The organism is Candidimonas humi, assembly GCF_019166065.1.
In the GTDB taxonomy this organism is placed as follows: Bacteria; Pseudomonadota; Gammaproteobacteria; order Burkholderiales; family Burkholderiaceae_B; genus Candidimonas; species Candidimonas humi.
Genome location: NZ_JAHTBN010000002.1, coordinates 103767 through 124481, shown reverse-complemented (window position 1 = coordinate 124481; position 20715 = coordinate 103767). Strand labels below are relative to the sequence as shown.

Below are 20715 nucleotides of genomic sequence, written 5' to 3'. Positions count from 1 at the left end.
CATTTAAAAGCATGGCTCCGGCCGTATTTCAGGATTCATCTATGCAAAACAGACCACGCCAGTTCCGCGAACTGCTCAAGAACGAGGCATTCATCGTCTCGCCCGGCGTTTATGACGGCTACAGCATCCGCCTGGTCGAGGCGGCCGGTTTCAAGACGGCTTGCACCAGCGGCGCCGCCGTGTCCAACTCCTTGTTGGGTGTGGCCGATATCGGCGTCATGGGCCTGAACGAAAACGTCACCCATTGCCGCAATCTGGCCCGTTCCGTTTCCATTCCCATGACGGCCGACGCCGACACGGGCTACGGTAATCCCGTCAATGTGTTCCATACGGTGCAGCAGTTCGAGGAGGCCGGGGTGGCCGGCATCAACCTGGAGGACCAGGTCAGCCCCAAGCGCTGCGGGCACATGCCGGGCAAGGACGTCGTGAGCCAGGCCGAGATGGTCAAGAAGATCGAGGCTGCCTGCCTGGCGCGGCGCAACGACGACTTCGTCATCATCGCGCGCACCGATGCGATAGCGGTCGAGGGGATCGAGGGCGCGATCCGGCGTGCCAAGGCCTATGCGGCGGCTGGGGCCGACATGTTGTTTCCCGACGCGGTGCGCAGCGAGGAGGACATCCAGCGTTTGGTTGATGCGGCGGGGATTCCCGTCAGCGTCAACATGGGCTTCGGCATCCGTTCGCGGCCGACCACGCCGCTGATTCCCATTCCGCGCCTGAAGGCGATCGGGGTCAAGCGCATCAGCCTGCCGCGCATGCTGCCCGCCGCGGCCATACATGCCATGACGCAGGCGCTGCAAGTCATGCAGGAAGTGATACGCAGCGGCGAGCCCACGGATCGCCCCGACCTGCTCGTAGGCATAGAAGACATCATGAAGTTGATGGGCTATGCCGAGATGCGCGAACTCGAGAAGCGCCTGACCACGCTTCCGCCCGAAACCGCGGGCGCCTGATTTTCCCGGATCGGCTCATGGACGGCAGGTGTTGCCTCGTGACCGGTGCGGCCTCCGGAATAGGCCGTGCATTGGTCGACAGCTTATTGGATGAGGGCTGGCGGGTCGAGGGCGCCGATTTGCAGTCTGAAGAGCCGGGGCCTGGCACGCGCACCGGCGGCCGCTACACACATCATCGCGTCGACCTCGCCGACACGATGGCCTGCGATGCATTCGCTGCGGCAATGGCGGATAGGGGCATCACTGCCTTCGTGCATTGCGCCGGCATCATGCGCACGGGCGGCGTTGTGGACACCGATATGGACGAAGCGCAGTACTTGTGGCGGCTGCACGTGGCCGCACCCATCGCCATATTGAAGACCGTCGGTGCGGGCCTGCCCGACCGGGCGGGGCGCGTCGTCCTGGTTTCGAGCCGGGCGGTGCTGGGCCGAGCGGGTCGCGCCGCCTATGCGTCGAGCAAGGCGGCGCAGTTGGGGTTGATCCGCAGCTGGGCTGCCGAATTGATAGGCCGGGGCGTCACGGTCAATGCTGTGGCGCCAGGCGCGGTAGATACACCCATGCTGCGCGATCCGCAGCGTGGTGCTCCCCCTGTCTCGGCCCTGCCCTTGGGCCGCCTGGTGCGGCCGCAGGAAGTGGCCGCCACCATTGCTTTTTTCCTGGGAGACGAGGCGGGGGCGATTACCGGGCAGACGCTGTATGTATGCGGCGGGGCGTCGCTGGGTGCTGCACCCATGTGAAGCGGTCCGTGCGGGCTTGTGTCCCGCTTTTCAGCTACGGTAATTGTTGACAGTTAACGCAAAAAGATATTAGCACCGCAAGCTGCCATTAGTCTGTTTCCAGACGTATATCGAGTAAACACCTATGTTTCACGGATGAATATTTTATTGTGCAATTCTTTGCGTCTATTTATACTGTTAACACTTAGATTCAGACGTTTTTCTTTTTTATTACCCGTACCCAGTACCCATACCTGAGCGAACTTACTCTTGGGGGAGACCATGAGCCACTCTGATCACAACACATCTACCGCATCCATTTTCCGTCCCGCTTCCCGCCGTCCGGCCAGCCGCCGCCGGATGCTGGGCGCGAGCGCTGCCTTGCTGCTGCCCATGCTGCTTCCGGCCAGCGGGTGGGCCGCAGGCAGCTATCCCAGCAAGGCCGTAACGCTGGTGGTGCCCTACACTCCGGGCGGTCCGACCGACATCGTGGGCCGCGCCCTGGGCCAAGCCCTGTCGCAGAAGTGGGGGCAGTCAGTCATCATCGAGAACCGTCCCGGGGCCGGCGGCAACATCGGCTCGGCCTATGTGGCCCGCTCCGCGCCCGACGGCTATACCTTGGTGCTTGGCGTCACGGGTTCGCACGCCATCAATAAATGGCTCTACAAGTCGTTGCCGTACGATCCGCAGAAAGACTTCGCCGCAGTCAGCCTGGCTGTGGTGTATTCGAACGTAATCGTCGCCAATCCCAAGTTTCCTGCCAACAATCTGAAGGAACTGGTTGCGCTGGCGCAGAAGAATCCCGGCAAATACAGCTATGGCTCGGACGGCAATGGTTCGGCTAGCCACCTGTCGATGGAATTGCTCAAGGAGCGGGGCAAATTCAATATCGTGCACGTGCCCTATCGTGGCAGCGCGCCACTGCTCAATGACGTAGTCGGAGGCACTATTCCCCTGGGCATCACGGGGCTGCCCTCGGCCGGGCCGCTCATCGAAGGCGGCAAGCTCAAGGTGATCGGCCTGACGACGGCCAAGGACTACAGCGGCCACAACTATCCGACCATCGAGTCGCAGGGTTTCCCCGATTTCGACATCGCGCCGTTCTCGGCCGTCTTCGCACCCAAGGGCACGCCGTCGGCCATTGTTGACAAGATCTCCGCCGATATCAGGGACGTCATGTCGCAGCCAGCCATGAAAGAAAGAATGGCCAAGCTCGGCCTCATGCCTATGCCCACGACGCCGGAAGAGACGCAGAAATTCCTGGCCAAGCAGATAGCCGAGTGGCAGAAGGCGGTGAAGATTTCGGGCGCCTCGATCAATTAAGCCTGGCCTGGGCGGCCGCGGCCGCAAGCTGCGCTACGAGCACGGTCGCGTACGCGCCGTGACGGCCGCCCGTCCCCGGCTTTCCGGAACTCTGCGATGCTACATGACCGAGACGTCGAATTCGACGCGGCAGTCGATATCCTGGTGATCGGCGCGGGCGGCTGCGGCCTGTGCGCGGCATTGTCGGCGCATAGCGCTGCGCAGGGCGGCGACATTGCCGTGCTCGAAAAAAACGACAGGCTGCAAGGCAATACCGCGCTGTCCAGCGGGTCGATTCCCGCCGCAGGAACACGCTTCCAGGCGCAGGCCGGTCTGGCCGATTCGGCCGAGGCCTTTGTCGAGGATCTGCAGCGGATTGCCGGCGTGCATCAGATGCCCGGGCTTACGCGCAGGCTGGCGGAAGTCTCGGCCGAGCTGGTGGAATGGCTCGTCGATGTCGCAGGCGTGAACCTGACATTGGTGGAAACTTACAAGCATATCGGGCATCGTCAATATCGCCTGCATTCGCCGCCTTCGCGGCGCGGCGCGGACCTGCTCGACGATCTGGCCGACGCCGTAGCCAGGCGCAATATCCCGATCGTATTCGGCAACGGAGCGACGGATCTGGTCGTCGACGAGCGCGGCCGCGTTTGCGGCGTGCAGGCCCGCACCCGGGACGGGGCATGCACGACATTGGCAGCGCGGGCGGTGATACTGGCCACCAACGGCTTCGGAAACAATCGCGAGTTGCTGCGCGAGTTCTGCCCCGAAGTCGCGGCTGCGCCATACGGCGGCGCGACCGGCAGCGAGGGCGAGGCGGTCCTGTGGGGCCGTGAACTGGGCGCGGATCTAGCCAATATGGGGGCCTACCAGGCCCATGCCAGCCTGGCAGACCCTCACGGCTCGCTCGTCACCTGGACTGTAGTGGAAAAGGGCGGCTTTATTGTCGATGCGTCGGGCCGTCGCTTCGGAGACGAAAGTCAGGGCTACTCGTCTTTCGCCGCCCTGGAGCTGGAGCGGGCTGGTCCGTTCCATGTGATCGCCGATGCGCGCATACGCGACCTCACCGCCCAGGGCCAGTCCGAATACGCCGAGCTCGTTGCCAACAAGGGTGTGCTGGAATTCGACACCATCCAGGCCCTGGGTGACCGTTGCGGAATCGAGCCCGTCCAATTGGCCCGTACATTGGGCCACGCCGTGGCGGCTGCCGCTGGCGAGGAGGCCGATTCCTGGGGCCGCAGCCAGTGGGGAGGCGGCCCCTTGCGGCCGCCTTATACGGCTATGCGCATCAGTGCGGCCCTGTTTCATACGCAGGGCGGCTTGCGTGTGGATCCGGAAGGGCGCGTGCTGCGCAAGGACGGTTCGATCATTCCCGGCTTGTACGCTGGCGGCGGCGCCGCCGCCGGCATCAGCGGCGCTCGGGGCAGCCAGGGATACATGTCTGGCAACGGCCTGTTGTCGGCCCTGGGCCTGGGATATCTGGCCGGCCGTTGCGCGGCCGGGCAATTGTCCCGGGAGGCATGCTCCTGAGCCTGCGGCGGCTGCCGGTGCGCTTCCGCCGGCAGCCTGTGAGCCCTCTTTGTGCCGTGTTACGCGGCGCCGGACACATTTCCGGAAGGGGGCGCATTCGCTGCTCTGCTGTGCGCGAACTCAGGCACAACCCACCGGCCGCCGCAGCGGCGCCTTGCGCGCGGCCAAGGCTGCGTCCAGCGCACCCGACGAGAACAGCACTCCGGTAATCACCAGCAGCGCGCCCACCCATTGGGCCATCGACACTTGCTCGCCCAACACGATGGCGATCAGCATGGTGAAGATGGGTACGAGGTCGAAGAAGACCGCGGTGCGCGCCGGCCCTATGGTCTTGACGCCATTGTTCCACCACAGGTAGGCGAGCACGGTCCCGAACAAGGCCATGGCCGAGATCGAGGCCAGGCTCGGGGCCGCGGGCAACGGCAAGGCGCCGCCGTGCCCGAACAGGGCTAGGGCCACGATGCCCAGGCCGCCCATGACCGTGGTGGCGGTAGTGGTCTGCAGCGCGGAGAGCTGGCGGATCGAACGCTTGCCGATGACGCTGTATGCCGCCCAGCACAGGTTGCCGAGCAGGATCAGGCCGTCGCCCAGCACAAAATGAAAATGGCTCAACAGGGCCGTCCACGAGCCGCCGGTGACTACGATGACGACGCCGGCCATGCTCAGCGCCAGGCCCAGCACCTGGCGCCAGGACACGGCTTCGCCCAGGACCAGCGCGGTCAGCATCACAGTGATGGTGGGGTTGAGCGTCATGATCAGCGCGCCGTTGACCGACGACGTGGTCTGCAGGCCATAGAAAAAGGCCATGTTGAAGCCGAAGATGCCCAGCGCGGCCATGGCGGCCAGGGGCAGCAGGTTGCGGCGGATTCCGGCCCAGTCCAGGCCCTCCCGCAGGCGGGTGTAGAGCAGCATGGCGGCGCCGGCGATGATGAAGCGCCATGCCGCGGCCGAGGCCGGGTCGGTGTAGTGCACGACGTATTTTCCGAGATTGAAATTGGCTCCCCAGAACAGAGTGCTGAGGACTAGCGCCAGATAAACACCACGGTGTTTCATGATGGTTCCTTGATCCAAAAGGCTTCGAAGTCCGGGAGGCGGCGCAATCCGAACCGGGGGCTGGCTGCGCGATCCGCGGGGGCTTCTAGCGGTTGTACGCAAGAATGCGACATGGAGGCATTATTCTTTTTTTATAAATAAAATGATATAGATCTAAATTCAAAATCATTTTTCATAAATAAAAAATGAACTGGGAAGACATACGCTATTTCCTGGCGGTTGCCCGTCAGGGCGGCTTGACCCCGGCGGCAGCGGACTTGGGGGTCAGTCCGGCGACTGTGTCGCGGCGTGTCGAGGCCTTGGAGCGGGACTCGGGCATGGCGCTGTTCCTGCGTCGCCAGAGCGGCTATGTGCTCACGGACGAGGGCCAGTCCATGTTCGAGGCGGCGCAGGGCGTGGAGCAGGCCATGCTCGGATTCGAGCGCCGCGCGCAGCGGGTCGGCGAGCCGGGACGCTGGACGGGCTGCACCCGGCTGGCGACTTCGGACGCGCTTGCCTCGCATGTGATCGCGCCGCGCCTGGGGGATTTCCTGGAAAGGCATCCCGGCTTGCAGGTGGAGCTGGTCACAGGGATACAGGCGGTGAATCTGTCGCGGCGCGATGCCGACATGGCTTTGCGCATGGCGCCTCCGAGCGCCGATGAAGAAGGCGAATATATCGCTCAGCGGCTGCCCGACCTGCAATTCGCAGCGTACGCTGCGCGCGCGCTCGCGCGGCGCGGCTCCGACTGGCGCGAACTGCCCTACGTGTCATGGCCGGACTCGCTGTCGCATATAGCCATGGCCAAGTGGATGCGGGCCACTTATGGCGCCGCGCAGCCGCCGCTGCTTACCAATAGCGTGGGCACGCAATACCAGGCCGCGCGCTACGGAGTGGGGGTGGCGGTCCTGCCGGTGTTCATGGCCGATGAAGATCCGCTGCTGCAGCGGGTGGAGCCCGGGCATCTCGCCTGCGTCCGGCCGCTATGGCTCATGCACCATCGCGACCTGCGTTCGAGCCGGCGCATCGTCGCGATGAAAGAGTTCATCCTGGGCTTGTTCCCGGGCCGGCCTGCGTGAGCGGGCGAGGGGGCGTTGCGCAAACTCGGCCGACGCCTGGGCCGCCGGAGACGCAGGCGGCGAATGGGACGAGGAATAGGGCGGTGATAGGGTGGCGAATAGGGTGGCGAATAGGGTGCGGCGGCTTTGCACCGCGGCCGGCGCGCTTGCCGCCTCCAAGGAATGCGGGCCCCGCAGCTCTGCGTATTTACCCTAGACCGGGCTGGCGGGCGCTGCCGGCCAGCCTGATAATGGTTGACGTCGCAAGGGGTATGTATATACTTTTTGCCAGGCTCGGAACTGGTGCTGCGGCGCCGGAGAGCCTGCGGCCGCGCAGACGGCCGTGTGATACAAAACAGTCTTTCCATCCAGAGCGAGGAGTACAGGAAAATGCGATTTTCATATACCCTGAAGGCCTGCATGGCCGCGGCGTGTTTCATGGCGGCTTCGGTGTCGGCCCACGCCGAGGACCAATTGGCGCGCATCAAGAAGGCCGGCGTGCTGGTGATGGGCACGGAAATGCAGTTCGCGCCGTTCGACTTCCTGAAGGACGGCAAGCAGGAAGGCTTCAACAAGGAATTTTTCGCCGAGGTGGGCAAGGGGCTGGGCGTGAAGGTGCGCTTCATCGACCTGCCCTGGCCCAGCGTGCTGCCTGGCCTGGATGCGAAGAAATTCGACATGGTGGCTGGCCCGCTGAATGTCACCAAGGCGCGCATGGAGCGCTACCATTTCACGCTGCCGATCGCCGATGGCACCGTGGCGCTGCTCAAGCGCGCCAGCGACAAGTCGCTGCAGAAACCGTCGGATATCGCCGGCAAGGTGGTGGGCGGGGGCAAGGGCTCGGCGCAACTGGCCCAGCTCAAGGAATACGCCGACACGCTCAACCCCAAGCCGCAGATCCGCGAATACATCGATAACAACCAGGCCTATGCCGACCTGGCGGCCGGGCGCATCGTGGCGGTGGGCAATTCGCTTACCAATATCGCCTACGTGGCGCAGCAGCGTCCGCAGATGTTCGCCGTGGTCAAGCCGGCCTTCGGCAAGAAAGTGTATTTTGCGTACATGGGCATGAAGGGCGCGGACAGCGACTCGCTGATCCAGGCGGTGAACAATGTCATCCTGGCCATGCACAAGGACGGCCGGCTGGCCGCCCTGCAGAAAAAATGGTTCGGCGTCGAGATGGACGTGCCCACCGGGGCTTTCGTGCCCAATGTCTGAATGCCGGCTCTCCGGGCCCCGGTTTCTCCAGGCCCGGGCTCTTGAGCTTTGATCCTCGATCCGTGAGCCGCGCGCCTGCCGTGTCCCGGCAGGCCGGCGGTTCCGGATCCCTGTTCCGGTTCCCGCTTGCGCGCCAGCGGGGGCCGCATACGCGAGATTCATGTTCGACCTGAAAGCCATTGCCGAGGCCTTGCCGCTGCTCGTGAAGGCGGCGCAAATGACGCTGCTGGTGTCCGCGCTGGGGCTGGTGGTCGGCTATGTGCTGGCGGTGGGCATCGCCACGGCCCGCCTTTCGTCCAGTCGGATGCTGCAGCGTCTGGGCGCGGTCTATGTGTTCATCTTCCGCGGGGTGCCGCTGATCGTGCAGCTCATGATGGCCTATTATTTCCTGCCATTCGTGGGCATCAACGTTCCGCCCATCGCGGCGTCGATACTGGCCATTTCCCTGTGCGAGGGCGCCTACCTGGGCGAGATACTGCGCGGCGGATTCCTGGGCATACCGAAAGGCCAGCTCGAGGCCACGCAGTTGCTGGGATTCAGCCGCGTGGACACTTTGCTGCGCATCGAAATCCCGCAGGCGCTCAAGCTGACCATGCCCTCGCTCATCAACGAGATGATCATGCTGGTCAAGGCCTCGTCGCTGATCTCGATCGTGGGCGTGGCCGAAATCACGCGCACGGCGCAGAACATCGCGGCCAGCACTTTCCTGCCGCTGCAGACATACATCGCAGCGGGGCTGGTGTACATGGTGATCAACGGCGTCTTGTCCATTGCCGGCCATGTCGCCGAACGCCGCTACGGGAGATCGTGATGGCGCTGCACATGGGCATACTCAGTCAATATTGGCCGAACATACTCAGCGGTTTCCTGGTGACGATGGGCACCTGGGCGGGCGCGGTCGCGCTGGGCATGGCGCTGGGCTTCGTCATCGCGGTATTGCAGCTGTTCGGCGGGCGCTGGCTGCGCGCCGTGTTGCGTGTCTATATAGAAGTGCTGCGCACCACGCCTTTCCTGATCCAGTTGTTCGTGCTGTATTACGGCGGGCCCAGCGTGGGACTGGAACTCTCGCCCATCGCGGCCGGCATTGTGGCGCTGGCCGTGTACGGCAGCGCTTATTTCGCCGAGTCGTTCCGTTCCGGATTCATGTCCGTGCCGCGCGGGCATGTCGAGGCCGCGGAATGCCTGGGTTTGTCGCGGCTGGCCACGGTGTGGAGGGTGCAGTTGCCACAGATGCTGGTGATCATCACGCCGGCGCTGGTGAACCTTATCATCATACTCAGCAAGGAGACCGCGGTGCTGTCGGTGGTGACCGTGCCCGAGCTGACCGCGGTGCTGACGCAGATCGGCACCGAGCAATTCTCTTATGTCGAAACGACTCTGGTCCTGTGCATATGCTATTTGCTGCTTATCGGCGCGACCGAGCGCCTGGGGCGCTGGGCGGAAATGCGCGTGAGCCGTTACATGGTGCGCTGATGGGCAGGCATGGCGCGCGGCGGGCCGGCCCGGGGTTGCGCATCCCTGCAGTGTTGCAGCCTGGCGGCTGCGCACCTTTCCTTCCCGGCACGGATGCCGGGGCTACTCGGAGAGTCTGATGAACTTGAAGGCCAAGGCCGCCGTGGACGAAGACGGCGGGGATTATCTGATCGAAGCGCGCGGCATCAGCAAGTACTACGGCCAGGCCCGGGTACTGAACAATATATCGCTGGGCGTGCGCAAGTCGGAGGTCACTTGCATCATCGGCCCGTCGGGATCGGGCAAGAGCACGCTGCTGCGTTCGCTGGCGTTCCTCGAGGAATACGACGGCGGCGAGGTGCTGATCGAGGGCGAGCTGCTGGGCTACGTCGAGAAAGACGGGGCGCGGGCCAGGGCGCCGCTGTCCGAGATCAAGCGCGTGCGCCGCCATGTCGGCATGGTGTTCCAGCAGTTCAATCTGTGGCCGCACATGACCGCCGCGGGCAATGTCGCCGAGGCCTTGCTGCGCGTCAAGAAAATGCCGCGCGCGCAGGCGCGCGAGCGCGCCATGCGCATGCTCGAAAAAGTGGGCCTGGCCGACAAGGCCGATTCCTATCCGGCGAGACTGTCGGGCGGCCAGCAGCAGCGCGTCGCGATCGCGCGGGCGCTGGCCATGGAACCGCACATCATGTTGTTCGACGAGCCGACCTCGGCGCTGGACCCGGAACTGGTGGGCGAGGTGCTGCAGGTCATGAAAGAGCTGGCGCGCGAAGGGATGACCATGGTGGTAGTGACGCATGAAATGGGTTTTGCGGCACAGGTGGCCGACCGTGTGGTCTTCATAGACAAGGGCGAGATCGCAATCAGCGGGCCGCCGGACGAAATCTTCCGCAACCCCGCGCAGCCGCGGCTGCGCCAGTTCCTGCAGAATTACCTGGACCGCAACGCATTCTGGACCCGGCCCCAGGCCGTGCCGGGCGCCGCTGCGGCATAGTTTCGTGTCGCAGCGCCGCTCTGTCGCGGTTCCGTGACGGATGTTGCGGCAATGCCGGCGGCCTGCGCGGGCGCCGGCGACGCCGGCACGGCATGTTCACGCTACACTGGCCCGAGCGCCGCCGGCATGCATCGCAGGCCGGGCACGGCGTCTGCATCATCGATCCGGGCCGCGCCGGCATGCGGGGCCCCGACACACGCAACATCGATCATTACACTGAAGCCATGGCCGCCGTGTTGCGCGAACGGCCGGGCGCGGAGTCACAGATGGCCGACGATCGGCAGCATACCGTGGGTGAAGAAACCATGAACAAGCGGGCCGGCGCCGATGCGCCGTCTATAGAGACGCAGCCGGGCCGGCCTGTTCCGGGTAGCTCTTATACCCTCGAATCCCTGGCGCAGACGATCTCCTGCCTGAGCCGGCCCGAAGACATGCAATCCTACCTGCAGGACGCCAGCGGCCTGGCCGCCGAGGGCCTGCCTGCCCTGGTGTTCCGGCCCGACAGCGTGGAACAAGTGGCGCAGATCGTGCGCGCCTGCCACCAGGAAGGCCGCCGCTTGACTATACAGGGCGGGCGCAGCGGCCTGGCCGGCGGTGCCGTGCCGGACGAAGGCGACGTGGTGCTGGCGCTGGAAAGGCTGGACCGGGTCGATGAATTCGACACCGCGGGCGGCACCATCACTGTGCAGGCCGGCATGATCCTCGAGAACCTGTGCGCACTGGTCGAGGACCAGGGCTGGTATTTCCCCCTGGACCTGGGGGCGCGCGGCTCCTGCCAGGTCGGCGGCAATGTCGCCACCAATGCCGGCGGCAACCGGGTGCTGCGCTACGGCACTACGCGCGAGCTGGTGCTGGGCCTGGAAGTAGTGCTGGCCGACGGCACGGTGATGACGATGCTGAACAAGGGGCTGAAGAACAATACGGGCCTGGATCTGAAGCACTTGTTCATCGGCACGGAAGGCACGCTGGGCGTGATCACCCGCGTGGTGCTGCGGCTGTTTCCCAAGCCCGAGAGGCGCTACAGCGCGCTGGCCGCGGTTTCCGACCTGGACCAGGTGGCGCGCCTGCTGAAGCTGGCGCGCGCACGGCTGCCCGAGCTGTCGTCGTTCGAAGTGATGTGGCGCAATTATCTGGTGGCGGCGGGCCAGGTGCTGCAGAAGACGCCGCCCTTCGAGGCGCGTTACCCCATCTGCGTGCTGCTCGAGACCGAGGGGCGCGACACGCCCGAGGCGGCCGCGGCGCTGGAAGGCTTCCTGGGCGAGATGCTGGACAGCGGCGACGTGCTCGACGCCATCATTCCCCACAGCCAGGAACAGGCCGCCATGCTGTGGAAGTTCCGCGATTCCATCGGCGAGATCCTGCGCACCATACAGCCGCGCGTGGCCTTCGACATCGGCATCCCGCTGCAGAAAATGGAGGCCTTCATTGATGTGGTCTGCGCCGGCCTGTCGCGCATGTCGCCCAAGGCGCACAACCTGCTGTTCGGCCACCTGGGCGACGGCAATCTGCACCTGTCGACAGGGCCGCATGCGCCCGAGAACCTGATGGCGGTGGAAGAGCTGGTCTATCGCGAAGTGGAACGCGTCGGCGGCAGCATCTCGGCCGAGCACGGCATAGGGCGCATCAAGAAGCCGTTCCTGAAGCACAGCCGCGGCGCGGCCGAACTCGCGCTGATGCAGCAGGTCAAGCGCGCACTGGACGGCGGTGCGGAGCTGAACCGGCATCGCGTGGTCGACGCCTGACTGCTGTGTTGGTCTCGGGTGTGTCGCCACGACTGCGGCCGCGGTCGTGGCGTTGGGGACTCGCCGCAGGCGGCTTGTACGGGCGTATGGTTATCGAATCGTCTCGGGCGGGCCGTCAGAATCTGCCAGCTCGGTGCAGCCCGCCGCGCGCTGCCGGCACGCGTTGGAAGGCTATGCGAGTGCCTACACTCATTGAGGAATAGACCAGCCCATCTGCCGGCCTGGAAATTTGGGTTCACAAATCATGAATGCCCATTTACGCCGGCTGTATTGTCCATATCTTATCCACCGCCTAGACTCCTGGCACGCAAGCATAATTAGACATACATATAGCCCTCGTGCTGTCTGACGGGAGAACAGCCCAAGAGTATCTATCAGAGCGCGGCCTCGTTGGGGGGGCTCGAGAAATACCAATCTAAAGAACCGCAATCGGGATCCGATGGGTCCGAGTTGCCGCACTTGACTCTTGTAAATCAACGACGGAGACGCTTAGTGAAATTTTCAAGAATTGTTGCCGCCGGTATCTTGGCCGGCTTCGGCGTGACTTCGGGCTTCTGTGCCCGCGCCGCTGCGGACGAATTTCCATCCCGCCCTGTTCATATCGTCGTGCCTTTCGCAGCGGGTGGCGGTGGAGACTTCATTGTTCGGGCGATGTCCGACAAATTGGCTGCGGCATTGAAACAGCCGGTCATCGTGGAGAATCTCGGTGGCGCCAGCACGGTAGTAGGCACCGAACACGTCGCCAGGGCTGCGCACGATGGTTACACGCTGCTGTTCACCAGTACGGCGCTCTCCACCAACCCGACTTTGCTTCCCAAGCTTCCCTACAAGACTCCCGACGATTTCGCACCCATCGGCCTGGCCATTACTTACCCGCTCGCGCTGGCGGCCAGAAAAGATCTGAATATAAACAGCATCCCTGAACTGATCAGCTACGCCAAAGCAAACCCCGGCAAGATCAGCATCGCCAACTCGGGCAATGGGTCGGGCTCGCACCTTGCCGCGCTGCTCCTGGAAGACACTGCGGGCATCAATCTTACGACGGTGCCGTATCGGGGCGCGGGCCCTGCGGCCAACGACCTGGCGGGCGGGCACGTCGATCTGATGTTCACTGGAATGTCGCAGATCAAGGCCCTGGCGGACGCCAAGCGGGTCAAGCTGCTGGCGACGTCCGGGGCGCATCGGATCGATTCCGCTCCCGAAGTGAAGACTATCGCGGAGCAAGGCCTGCCTGGTTTCAGGGCCGTCGTATGGTGGGGCCTGCTAGCCCCCAAGGGCACTCCGAAAGCTGTGGTCGATACCTTGAACCAGGCCTTGCGCACAGCCCTGGCTGATCCTGCTGTGGCCAAACGCATGGCCGTTATTGATGGCGAAGCGAGCGTTTCGACGCCTGCAGCGTTCGATGCCCTTATCCGCGAGGAGATCCAGCGTTGGCGCAGGCTTCTGCAACCTTCCTCTAGCAAGTCCTGAAAGGGTTTTCCATGCTGTCCCCTTTGAGTGTATTGCAGAGCTATCCGCCCCACGATTCGACACTGGACGGATTGTTCGAGAGCCGGCATGCCATCAGGGCTGCGATGCCGATGCTGATGGATGACGATCGGTCGCTGTCCTGGGATGAGTTTGGCAGGGCGTACCATGCGCTCGCTCGGGCGCTTTTCTCAATGGGAGTGCGCCCGCTTGATCGGGTTGCTTTCGTCGCTCCCAATGGCGTAAGCCATGTGATCGTGCTGTTCGCGCTGGCGCGCCTGGGCGCCATCATGGTGCCCGTGAACCCGGGCTTTTCCGGCCGGGAGCTGGAATACGCGCTCGGCCATGCTGATGTGTCAGCCGTTTTTGCCAGCAACGAAACAGTGGCGGCTGTGCAGGAAGCGCTTGCTGCCAGGCAGAAGGAGGCCGCCATTATCCTTGTTCGGGAAGGCGGGCCATTTCCTGCCTTGCAGGGGCTGATCGATGGGGCTCCCGAGGTGGATCTGCCGCCCAATCCCTCAGCCGATGCGCCCTGCGTCATGATTTTCACCTCCGGCACCACGGGGTTCCCAAAGGGGGTTCTGCACAGTCAGTCCAATCTGGTGAAAGCTGGAGAGGCCAATCTCGGGCGGCTGCACCTTCAGCCCGAAGACCGCATTCTGGTCGTACTGCCGTTTTTCCACGTGAATGCGCTGTTCTACTCGTTGGGCGGAGCGCTTGCAGCTGGCGCGGCGTTGCTTATTCAGGCCAGGTTCTCGGCTTCGCGCTTCTGGCACATTGCCGCGGACTCAAAGGCTACCGTCGTCAACATCATCGAGGCGATGGGCACAATACTCCGCTCGCGGGACCGTTCCGAATTTCGTCCAGATCACTCGCTGCGTATTGCCTACGGGGTACGCCAGCATTCGGTCCCGTGTTTCCGCGACGAATTCCACATCCCGTATTTGTTTTCCGGCTTCGGCATGACCGAAATCCCCGGCGTCACGTGCAACCCGATAGATCGCCCCAACAAGCCTGGATCCATGGGCATGCTCGCCACGCATCCGGACCCCGCCCAGCCTTGGGCCCAGGCACGCATCGTAGATGACGGCGGTAGCGATGTTTCCGATGGCGAAACGGGCGAGCTATTTGTCAAGACGCCTGTCGTCATGCTCGGTTATTTTCGTGATCCCGATCAGACCGCCTCCAGCTTCCAGGACGGCTGGTTCAAAACCGGCGATCTGGTCCGCCGCGACTCTGATGGCTATTATTTCTATGTTGCTCGCAAGAAAGACATTATCCGCAGGCGCGGGGAAAACATTGCTGGTGCGGAACTGGACCTCGTCATCAACGCCAACCCCAAGGTATACGAATCCGCTGCCATAGGGGTGCCTTCTCCCCTAGGCGAGGACGATGTTCTGACAGCTATCGTCGTCAAACCCGGCCATGCACTGAGCGCTGCCGAGGTCGTCGAATGGTGCCGCCCACGCCTGGCTGCGCACAAGATCCCGCGTTACGTCGTTTTCTTGGACGCTCTGCCTCACACTCCGACACACAAGATCGCCAAGGCTCAATTACGCATGAACGCTTCATTGCGCGAGCAGGCGATCGATACGGACAATCTCTAACCCACCCAGCAAATCGAGGTCGAACATGGCAAAACACAAACCCATCAGTTCTGATATCGCCTGGAGCACGACCGACAAGATCACTGTCAAGGGCCTGGATCTGTGCCAGGACATTCTCGGCAAGGTTTCCCTGGGCGATATGGCATTTCTGGAATTGACCGACCGCCTGCCCACGCCGCAGGAATCCCGGGCCTTCAACGCGATTGCCGTTGCCCTGGTCGAGCACGGCCTGACGCCCAGCGCCATCGTGGCACGCATGACTCTCGCCGGCGCGCCCGAAGCCATGCAGGCGGCCGTCGGCGCCGGCCTGTGCGGCTTGGGCAGCGTGTTTGTCGGCAGCATGGAAAACGCTGCGCGCCTGCTGCAGCAAGCACTGCCGGACAAGAACCAGTCTATCGATATCGGCGCGCTGGCGGTGCAAATCGTCGATCGCGAACTGGCCGCGGGAAGAAATATCCCGGGCATAGGCCATCACATCCACAAGCCGATAGACCCCCGCACGCCCGCCCTGTTCGCCGTGGCTCGGGAAACCGGGTTTTCGGGGCAGTACGTTCAACTGATGAACGCCCTGGCTGAAGAGGCCGGCCGGCGCCTGGGCAAGAGCCTGCCGGTCAACGCGACGGGAGCGATCGCGGCGATCGCCAGCGAGCTCGAAGTACCCTGGGACGTGGTGCGCGGCATCGGGGTGATGGCGCGGGCCATCGGCCTGGTTGCGCATGTGCTGGAGGAATTCCGCAATCCGCTGGCGCGCCAGGCCAAGGCCATGATCGAAGGGCAGGCCACGGCCCATCATCTCGCCTGACGGCCGAGCATCCTTTTGTTCAGTTCTTCCTGCTGCCTGCCGCGTGCCGCCAGCCAGCGATGGAAGGCGCGGCAATGCGGCCTGTCGAAGGCGCTGGGCTTCCATTTCAGCACATAGGGCCACGGCAGGGGCAGGGCCAGGCGGAACGGGATCACGAGCCGCCCGTCCGCCACCTCGCGGCCTATCATCGAGCATTGCGCGAGGGCGAAGCCCTGGCCCTCGAGCGCGGCTTCGATGGCCATGTGCGATAGCGAAAAAATGCGATGGCAGGCCGGTTCGGGCGCGGCGGCGCCGGACTGCGGCATGTACGCAGCGAACCAGTCGCGCCAGGATGGCGGCGAGGTGAACTTGGGCCGCCAGTCGGTGGCCAGCAGCGGGTAGCGCAAGATGTCGCGCGGCTGCCGCAAGCCGCGCGACGGCGCGATGAGCGCCGGGCTGCACACCGGCACGACGCTGTCGGTATAGAGCGCGAGCGAGTTCGGGCTGGGCGCGGCGTTGTTGCCATAGGTGATGCGGAAGTCGATATCTTCCAGTTCGCTGGCCGGCTCGGAGTGGCTGCCGAGGAACTGTATGGTGAGTTCGGGGTAATGCCGGTCCTGCCATTCGTACACCAGGGGCGCGAGCCAGGCCTTGAGCAGCGACGGCAGGGCGCTGAGCGACAGATTGTGCTGGTTCTTGGAGCGTTCCAGTTCGGCCTGCGCCTCGCGCAACTGTTCGAAGGCCCGCGCGCAGGATTCGTGGAAGCGCAGGCCTGCCTCGGTGAGCCGCAGGCGCTTGCCGTCCTTGAATGTCAGGCTGGCGTCCAGCGCCTGTTCGAGCAGGCGGACCTGCTGGCTGATGGCGCCCGGGGTGATCTGCAGGCGCTGCGCCGCCTCGGCCAGGCTGCTGCTGCGGCCCAGGGTGTCGAAGATCTGCAAGGCCCGCAAGGGAGGCAGGGCATCCACGATATAGTTTTCCTAAACGATCAGGCTGATTATCGCAGAATTGCCGGAGTTATCATTATTCCTGTTCAATTCATTCATGCCGGCCCGACAGCCCCGAAGCCCGCGAAAGGCGGCGTCTTCCGGGCGCGGCAGGCATCGGGAGATGCTCATGTTCCTCAAGAACGCATGGTATGTCGCTGCCTTGCAGCACGAAGTCGACCGCGGCCTGCACGCCACGAAAATGCTCGGCGTAGACCTGGTGCTGTACCGCCGCCAGGATGGCGGCGTGGCCGTGCTGGAAGATGCCTGTCCGCACCGCAAGCTGCCGCTGTCCATGGGCCGCCTGCAGGGCGACACGGTCGAATGCGGCTATCACGGGCTGACCTTCGACTGTTGGGGGCAGTGCGTGCGGGCCCCCGGCGTGTCGCATATACCCAAGGCCGCAGTCGTGCGCAGCTACCCGGCGGTGGAGCGCTACGGCCTGGTGTGGGTCTGGATGGGCGACCCGGCATTGGCCGATCCGGCGCGCATCATGGAAGTCGCGCATTGGGACGATCCGGCCTGGGGCGTCAACCGGGGCGATGCGATGACGGTGCAGTGCAACTATCTGTACGTTACCGACAATCTGCTCGATCCCTCGCATGTGTCGTGGGTGCACCAGACTTCGTTCGGCAATGCCGCGATCGTGGGCGAACCCCTGAAGACCGAAGTCAGGGACGAGGGCGTGGTGGTGTCGCGCTGGATGCGCGACGTCGAGGTGGCGCCGTTCTACGCCAAGTTCGTGAAATTCCGCGGCAACTGCGACCGCAAGCAGCACTACGAGGTGCACTTCCCCGCGCACGCGCTGATCAAGGCGATCTTCACGCCGGCCGGCGCGGCCGCAGACTCCGAGCCCTTCCACGAGGATGTGTTCCTCATGGATTCGTACAACTTCATGACGCCGGTGGACGAGGAAACGACGCGCTATTACTGGTTCCAGATGCGCAACTTCAGCCCGGACGACGAAGAGGTGTCGCGCCAGTTCTCGGAAGACGTGCGGCATGCTTTCGAAGAGGATCGCGCGGTGCTGGCCGCCGTGCACGCCGGCATGGCGAAAAGCCCGTCGAAGCTGGATTTGCCCCTGGATTCAGGCCCTTTGCGCTTTCGTCGCAAGCTGCGCCAGTTGATCGAGGCCGAGCAGGCCGGCGCGGCGCAGGCCGTGCGCCCCGCGGCGGCCTTGCAGGAGGCCTGAAGTGAAAGACGACAGCCCGGCCGCAGGCGCCGCGGCGGTCGATCGCGCCTTCCGCGAATACCGGGTGGTGGCGCGCCGGGACGAAAGCCGGATCATCACCTCATTGGTGCTGGCGCCGCTGGACGGCGCGCCCGTGCCGGACTACCGGCCCGGTCAGCACCTGGTGTTCCGCCTGAATGCAGGCGACGGGAACATCCTGCGCCATTACAGCGTGTCCGGCGACCCTGCCGACCGCGGCCAGTTGCGCATATCGGTCAAGCGCGAGCCGGCGCCGCCCGGCCGGCCCGAGCTTCCGGCCGGGCTGGGCTCGGCCTATATGCACGACCACGCGCGGGTGGGCGATGTGCTGAGCGCGGCCGGCCCCCTGGGCGGCTTCGTGCTGGACGAAGACAGCGAGCGTCCGGTGCTGCTGCTGAGCGCCGGCGTGGGCTTGACGCCCATGATGGCCATGTTGCATCGCCTGGTGCGCGACAGCGCGCGCCGCGTGTACTTTGTGCATGCCTGCGAGAACGGCGAAGTGCACGCCTTCGCCGAAGAGGTCCGGGCGCTGGCGGCCGCGCGGCCCGGCGTGGCGGCGCATTTCCGCTACCGCTGCGCCACGGACGAAGACCTGGCGCGGGGGCGTTGCCACAGCCGGGGGCTGGTGGACAAGGAACTGCTGCAGTCCTTGCTGCCGCTGGACGACTACGATGTCTATCTGTGCGGGCCGCCGCCCTTCATGCAGGCCGGCTGGAGCCTGCTGCGCGGCCTGGGCATTGCGCCCGGACGTATCCACTACGAGTTCTTCGGCCCCGCCACGGTGCTGGAGGCGCAAGAAGCTGCCGGGGCTCCGGCGGCCGGCAGCCCGTCTGCCGACGATCGCCAGGCGGCCGAACCTGCGGCGGAGCCGCAGTCCGCGTCCGCAGCCTTGGTGCGTTTCGGGCCGGCGGGACTCGGGGTACCTTGGGACGATGCCTGCCCCTCGCTGCTCGACCTGGCCGAGCGGGCCGGCCTGGACCCGGATTTCAATTGCCGGGCGGGCCTGTGCGGCACCTGCATGTCCACGCTGGTCAGCGGCACGGTGGAATATTTCGAAGAGCCACTGGATCCGCCGCCCGAAGGCAAGGTGCTGCTGTGCTGCTCGCGGCCGGTGGGGCCGGTGGCCATAGACCTGGCCGGCTGAGTGTCATGCCGCGGTCCGGGCGGCGAGCGCCGCCCCGGCGCCCGCGCTTTACTTCTTCTCGGCCATCTCGACCAGTTTCTGGGCTTCCGTGATGGTGCCCTCGTAGCTTTGCGTCATGGACGGCGAGGTCACGTACTTGCCTGCCACCGAAATGCTGGGCGTGCCTTCGATCTGGTAGTTCTTGGCGAGCTCGTTGGCCCGCGTGACTTCCGTCTGCACGCCGAAAGAATCGAAGATGGATTTGAATTTATTGCGGTCCAGGCCTTGCGACGCGGCCCAGTCGACGATCGCCGGCTCGGTATAGATGGCCTTGTTCTGCTCGTGTATGGCCTTGAAGACCGCCGCATGCAAGTCCAGCCGGTTCATGGTGGCCAGGGTGTAGTAAAGCTTTTGCAGGTCGGCCATGCTGGCATTGAAGGCCACCGGCACGGGGTGGAACACCACGTTCGCGGGCAGCGTCTTGACCCACTTTTCCACCATGGGTTCTATGGCGTTGCAGTGCGGGCAGGTGTAGGCGAAGAATTCCAGCACCTCGATCTTGCCCGGGGTGTCGGTAGGCTGCGGCTGGTCCAGCGTGACGTACAGGGGGCCGCTGGCGGCAGCCTGGCTAGCGGGCGCCAGCATGGCGCCCGAACCCAGGGCGATGATCGCAATTGCACGCAGAAGCAAGGTTTTTAGCGACATGGTCTATGGTCCGTAGATGAACCGGCCGCCGTGGCCGGCAATGGGTGTGGCAGGTGAGACAGGAAATGCCGGCGCAAGTTCAGCTTGCGAGCCGCGCCGGCCATGCATGTATTACTGGCGCACCACCGTCGAGGCGATCTGTTCTTCCCCGAGGCGGCTGCGCGAGCGGTTCATTTCGTCTATGCCTTTGAAAGGCCCTACGCGCACGCGGTTCACTGTGGAGCCGTTGACCTGTGCCTTCTGCACGGCCACCGGCAGGCCCAGCATCAGGATGCGCGCCTTGACGGCTTCGGCCTCGCTGCTCGAGTGAAACGAGCCGGCCTGCAGGTAGTAAGTGGTTTGCGTGCCCGGCGCCGGAGCGGCCTTGGGCGCGGCCGCGCTCTTGGGCTGCGCAGCGGCCGGATGGTCGGGGGCCGCCGGACGGGGATGGGCGGCCGGCGCGGCGCCCTGGGCGGGCGCGGGCTTGCTGGTATCGGTCAGCGTGGCGATCAGCTTGCTGATGTTGTCGTTGCCCGAGGGCGCCGGCGCGCCGTGCGGCGCATTGCCCGGCAGGGGCTTGGGCGCGGTATTGACCGGCCCCGTGGCGCCGGGCGCGGTGCCGGCGCCGCCATCCGCCCCGTACAGGCCGAGGTTGGGATCGGGGGCGTCCTTGACGTTGGGCAGCAGCGCCGTCTGGGCGGGAGCGCGGGTGGCATGGTCGACGAAGGGCATGGGCGCGCGCATGACGAACACGGCTACGCCGGCGGCCACCGCCAGGCCTATGATCAGCCCCGCCAGCATGGCGAACAGCGTATTGCCGCCCGATCGGGATCCGGAGGATTTGCGATTGGATTTGGCCATGG

At 64.6% G+C, this 20715-nt stretch carries 19 protein-coding genes; 15 read left to right on the top strand and 4 right to left on the bottom strand.

Features of this window, described 5'->3' with window-relative positions; all coding sequences use genetic code 11:
• Positions 1–41 precede the first annotated feature (41 nt).
• The 4 genes from KVP10_RS04015 to KVP10_RS04000 all read left to right on the top strand — a co-directional run bounded on the left by KVP10_RS04015 (position 42) and on the right by KVP10_RS04000 (position 4501).
• The gene (locus KVP10_RS04015) at positions 42–953 is read left to right on the top strand and encodes an isocitrate lyase/PEP mutase family protein (protein WP_217963193.1); all 912 of its coding nucleotides are present in this window, start codon (positions 42–44) and stop codon (positions 951–953) included.
• A 17-nt stretch (positions 954–970) separates the two neighbouring features.
• Positions 971–1690, top strand: a complete 720-nt coding sequence (locus tag KVP10_RS04010) for an SDR family NAD(P)-dependent oxidoreductase (protein ID WP_217963192.1) — start codon at positions 971–973, stop codon at positions 1688–1690.
• A gap of 261 nt (positions 1691–1951) precedes the next feature.
• Positions 1952–2992: a Bug family tripartite tricarboxylate transporter substrate binding protein gene (locus KVP10_RS04005; protein ID WP_246600322.1), complete on the top strand. Its 1041-nt coding sequence runs from the start codon at positions 1952–1954 to the stop codon at positions 2990–2992.
• 96 nt (positions 2993–3088) lie between these two features.
• A complete protein-coding gene (locus tag KVP10_RS04000) occupies positions 3089–4501 on the top strand; it encodes an FAD-dependent oxidoreductase (protein ID WP_217963191.1) in 1413 nt (470 codons plus the stop codon).
• 120 nt (positions 4502–4621) lie between these two features.
• Here KVP10_RS04000 and KVP10_RS03995 read toward each other — a convergent pair whose 3' ends face one another.
• Entirely contained in the window at positions 4622–5554 is a 933-nt protein-coding gene (locus KVP10_RS03995) for a DMT family transporter (protein WP_217963190.1), read from the bottom strand.
• Positions 5555–5739: 185 nt separating this feature from the next.
• Here KVP10_RS03995 and KVP10_RS03990 point away from each other — a divergent pair, with 185 nt between their 5' ends.
• The 9 genes from KVP10_RS03990 to KVP10_RS03950 all read left to right on the top strand — a co-directional run bounded on the left by KVP10_RS03990 (position 5740) and on the right by KVP10_RS03950 (position 15873).
• Positions 5740–6612: a LysR family transcriptional regulator gene (locus tag KVP10_RS03990; protein WP_217963189.1), complete on the top strand. Its 873-nt coding sequence runs from the start codon at positions 5740–5742 to the stop codon at positions 6610–6612.
• A gap of 369 nt (positions 6613–6981) precedes the next feature.
• Positions 6982–7809, top strand: coding sequence for a transporter substrate-binding domain-containing protein (locus KVP10_RS03985; RefSeq protein WP_217963188.1), 828 nt, complete (start codon positions 6982–6984; stop codon positions 7807–7809).
• A gap of 160 nt (positions 7810–7969) precedes the next feature.
• The gene (locus KVP10_RS03980) at positions 7970–8620 is read left to right on the top strand and encodes an amino acid ABC transporter permease (RefSeq protein ID WP_217963187.1); all 651 of its coding nucleotides are present in this window, start codon (positions 7970–7972) and stop codon (positions 8618–8620) included.
• A complete protein-coding gene (locus KVP10_RS03975) occupies positions 8620–9282 on the top strand; it encodes an amino acid ABC transporter permease (RefSeq protein WP_217963186.1) in 663 nt (220 codons plus the stop codon). The genes KVP10_RS03980 and KVP10_RS03975 overlap by 1 nt, the downstream gene beginning before the upstream one ends.
• A 118-nt stretch (positions 9283–9400) precedes the next feature.
• Positions 9401–10255 (top strand): amino acid ABC transporter ATP-binding protein, encoded by an 855-nt coding sequence (locus tag KVP10_RS03970; protein WP_246600321.1) that lies wholly within the window; start codon positions 9401–9403, stop codon positions 10253–10255.
• Between the two features lie 92 nt (positions 10256–10347).
• The gene (locus KVP10_RS03965) at positions 10348–11997 is read left to right on the top strand and encodes an FAD-binding oxidoreductase (RefSeq protein ID WP_246600320.1); all 1650 of its coding nucleotides are present in this window, start codon (positions 10348–10350) and stop codon (positions 11995–11997) included.
• Between the two features lie 492 nt (positions 11998–12489).
• Positions 12490–13467, top strand: a complete 978-nt coding sequence (locus KVP10_RS03960; RefSeq protein ID WP_217963185.1) for a Bug family tripartite tricarboxylate transporter substrate binding protein — start codon at positions 12490–12492, stop codon at positions 13465–13467.
• A gap of 11 nt (positions 13468–13478) precedes the next feature.
• Entirely contained in the window at positions 13479–15071 is a 1593-nt protein-coding gene (locus KVP10_RS03955; RefSeq protein WP_217963184.1) for a class I adenylate-forming enzyme family protein, read from the top strand.
• A 25-nt stretch (positions 15072–15096) separates the two neighbouring features.
• Positions 15097–15873 carry a citryl-CoA lyase gene (locus tag KVP10_RS03950; protein WP_217963183.1) on the top strand — a complete coding sequence of 259 codons (777 nt, stop codon included), beginning with the start codon at positions 15097–15099 and terminating at the stop codon, positions 15871–15873.
• Here KVP10_RS03950 and KVP10_RS03945 read toward each other — a convergent pair.
• On the bottom strand, positions 15861–16817 hold the full coding sequence (locus KVP10_RS03945; protein ID WP_217963182.1) for a LysR substrate-binding domain-containing protein: 957 nt from the start codon (positions 16815–16817) through the stop codon (positions 15861–15863). The genes KVP10_RS03950 and KVP10_RS03945 overlap by 13 nt on opposite strands.
• A gap of 148 nt (positions 16818–16965) precedes the next feature.
• Here KVP10_RS03945 and KVP10_RS03940 point away from each other — a divergent pair, with 148 nt between their 5' ends.
• Complete coding sequence (locus tag KVP10_RS03940; RefSeq protein WP_217963181.1) at positions 16966–18027, top strand: aromatic ring-hydroxylating dioxygenase subunit alpha; 1062 nt, start codon at positions 16966–16968, stop codon at positions 18025–18027.
• Between the two features lies 1 nt (position 18028).
• Entirely contained in the window at positions 18029–19189 is a 1161-nt protein-coding gene (locus KVP10_RS03935) for a 2Fe-2S iron-sulfur cluster-binding protein (RefSeq protein ID WP_217963180.1), read from the top strand.
• A gap of 48 nt (positions 19190–19237) precedes the next feature.
• Here the strand turns inward: KVP10_RS03935 and KVP10_RS03930 are convergent, their stop codons facing one another.
• Both KVP10_RS03930 and KVP10_RS03925 read right to left on the bottom strand, forming a co-directional pair.
• Positions 19238–19873 (bottom strand): thiol:disulfide interchange protein DsbA/DsbL, encoded by a 636-nt coding sequence (locus tag KVP10_RS03930; protein WP_217963179.1) that lies wholly within the window; start codon positions 19871–19873, stop codon positions 19238–19240.
• Between the two features lie 111 nt (positions 19874–19984).
• The gene (locus tag KVP10_RS03925) at positions 19985–20713 is read right to left on the bottom strand and encodes an SPOR domain-containing protein (protein WP_217963178.1); all 729 of its coding nucleotides are present in this window, start codon (positions 20711–20713) and stop codon (positions 19985–19987) included.
• Between the last annotated feature and the right edge of the window lie 2 nt (positions 20714–20715).

Coding starts and splice junctions, on each gene's coding strand:
- KVP10_RS04015 (WP_217963193.1), top strand. CDS start 42: ATGCAAAACAGACCACGCCAGTTCCGCGAACTGCTCAAGAACGAGGCA.
- KVP10_RS04010 (WP_217963192.1), top strand. CDS start 971: ATGGACGGCAGGTGTTGCCTCGTGACCGGTGCGGCCTCCGGAATAGGC.
- KVP10_RS04005 (WP_246600322.1), top strand. CDS start 1,952: ATGAGCCACTCTGATCACAACACATCTACCGCATCCATTTTCCGTCCC.
- KVP10_RS04000 (WP_217963191.1), top strand. CDS start 3,089: ATGCTACATGACCGAGACGTCGAATTCGACGCGGCAGTCGATATCCTG.
- KVP10_RS03995 (WP_217963190.1), bottom strand. CDS start 5,554: ATGAAACACCGTGGTGTTTATCTGGCGCTAGTCCTCAGCACTCTGTTC.
- KVP10_RS03990 (WP_217963189.1), top strand. CDS start 5,740: ATGAACTGGGAAGACATACGCTATTTCCTGGCGGTTGCCCGTCAGGGC.
- KVP10_RS03985 (WP_217963188.1), top strand. CDS start 6,982: ATGCGATTTTCATATACCCTGAAGGCCTGCATGGCCGCGGCGTGTTTC.
- KVP10_RS03980 (WP_217963187.1), top strand. CDS start 7,970: ATGTTCGACCTGAAAGCCATTGCCGAGGCCTTGCCGCTGCTCGTGAAG.
- KVP10_RS03975 (WP_217963186.1), top strand. CDS start 8,620: ATGGCGCTGCACATGGGCATACTCAGTCAATATTGGCCGAACATACTC.
- KVP10_RS03970 (WP_246600321.1), top strand. CDS start 9,401: ATGAACTTGAAGGCCAAGGCCGCCGTGGACGAAGACGGCGGGGATTAT.
- KVP10_RS03965 (WP_246600320.1), top strand. CDS start 10,348: ATGTTCACGCTACACTGGCCCGAGCGCCGCCGGCATGCATCGCAGGCC.
- KVP10_RS03955 (WP_217963184.1), top strand. CDS start 13,479: ATGCTGTCCCCTTTGAGTGTATTGCAGAGCTATCCGCCCCACGATTCG.
- KVP10_RS03950 (WP_217963183.1), top strand. CDS start 15,097: ATGGCAAAACACAAACCCATCAGTTCTGATATCGCCTGGAGCACGACC.
- KVP10_RS03940 (WP_217963181.1), top strand. CDS start 16,966: ATGTTCCTCAAGAACGCATGGTATGTCGCTGCCTTGCAGCACGAAGTC.
- KVP10_RS03930 (WP_217963179.1), bottom strand. CDS start 19,873: ATGTCGCTAAAAACCTTGCTTCTGCGTGCAATTGCGATCATCGCCCTG.
- KVP10_RS03925 (WP_217963178.1), bottom strand. CDS start 20,713: ATGGCCAAATCCAATCGCAAATCCTCCGGATCCCGATCGGGCGGCAAT.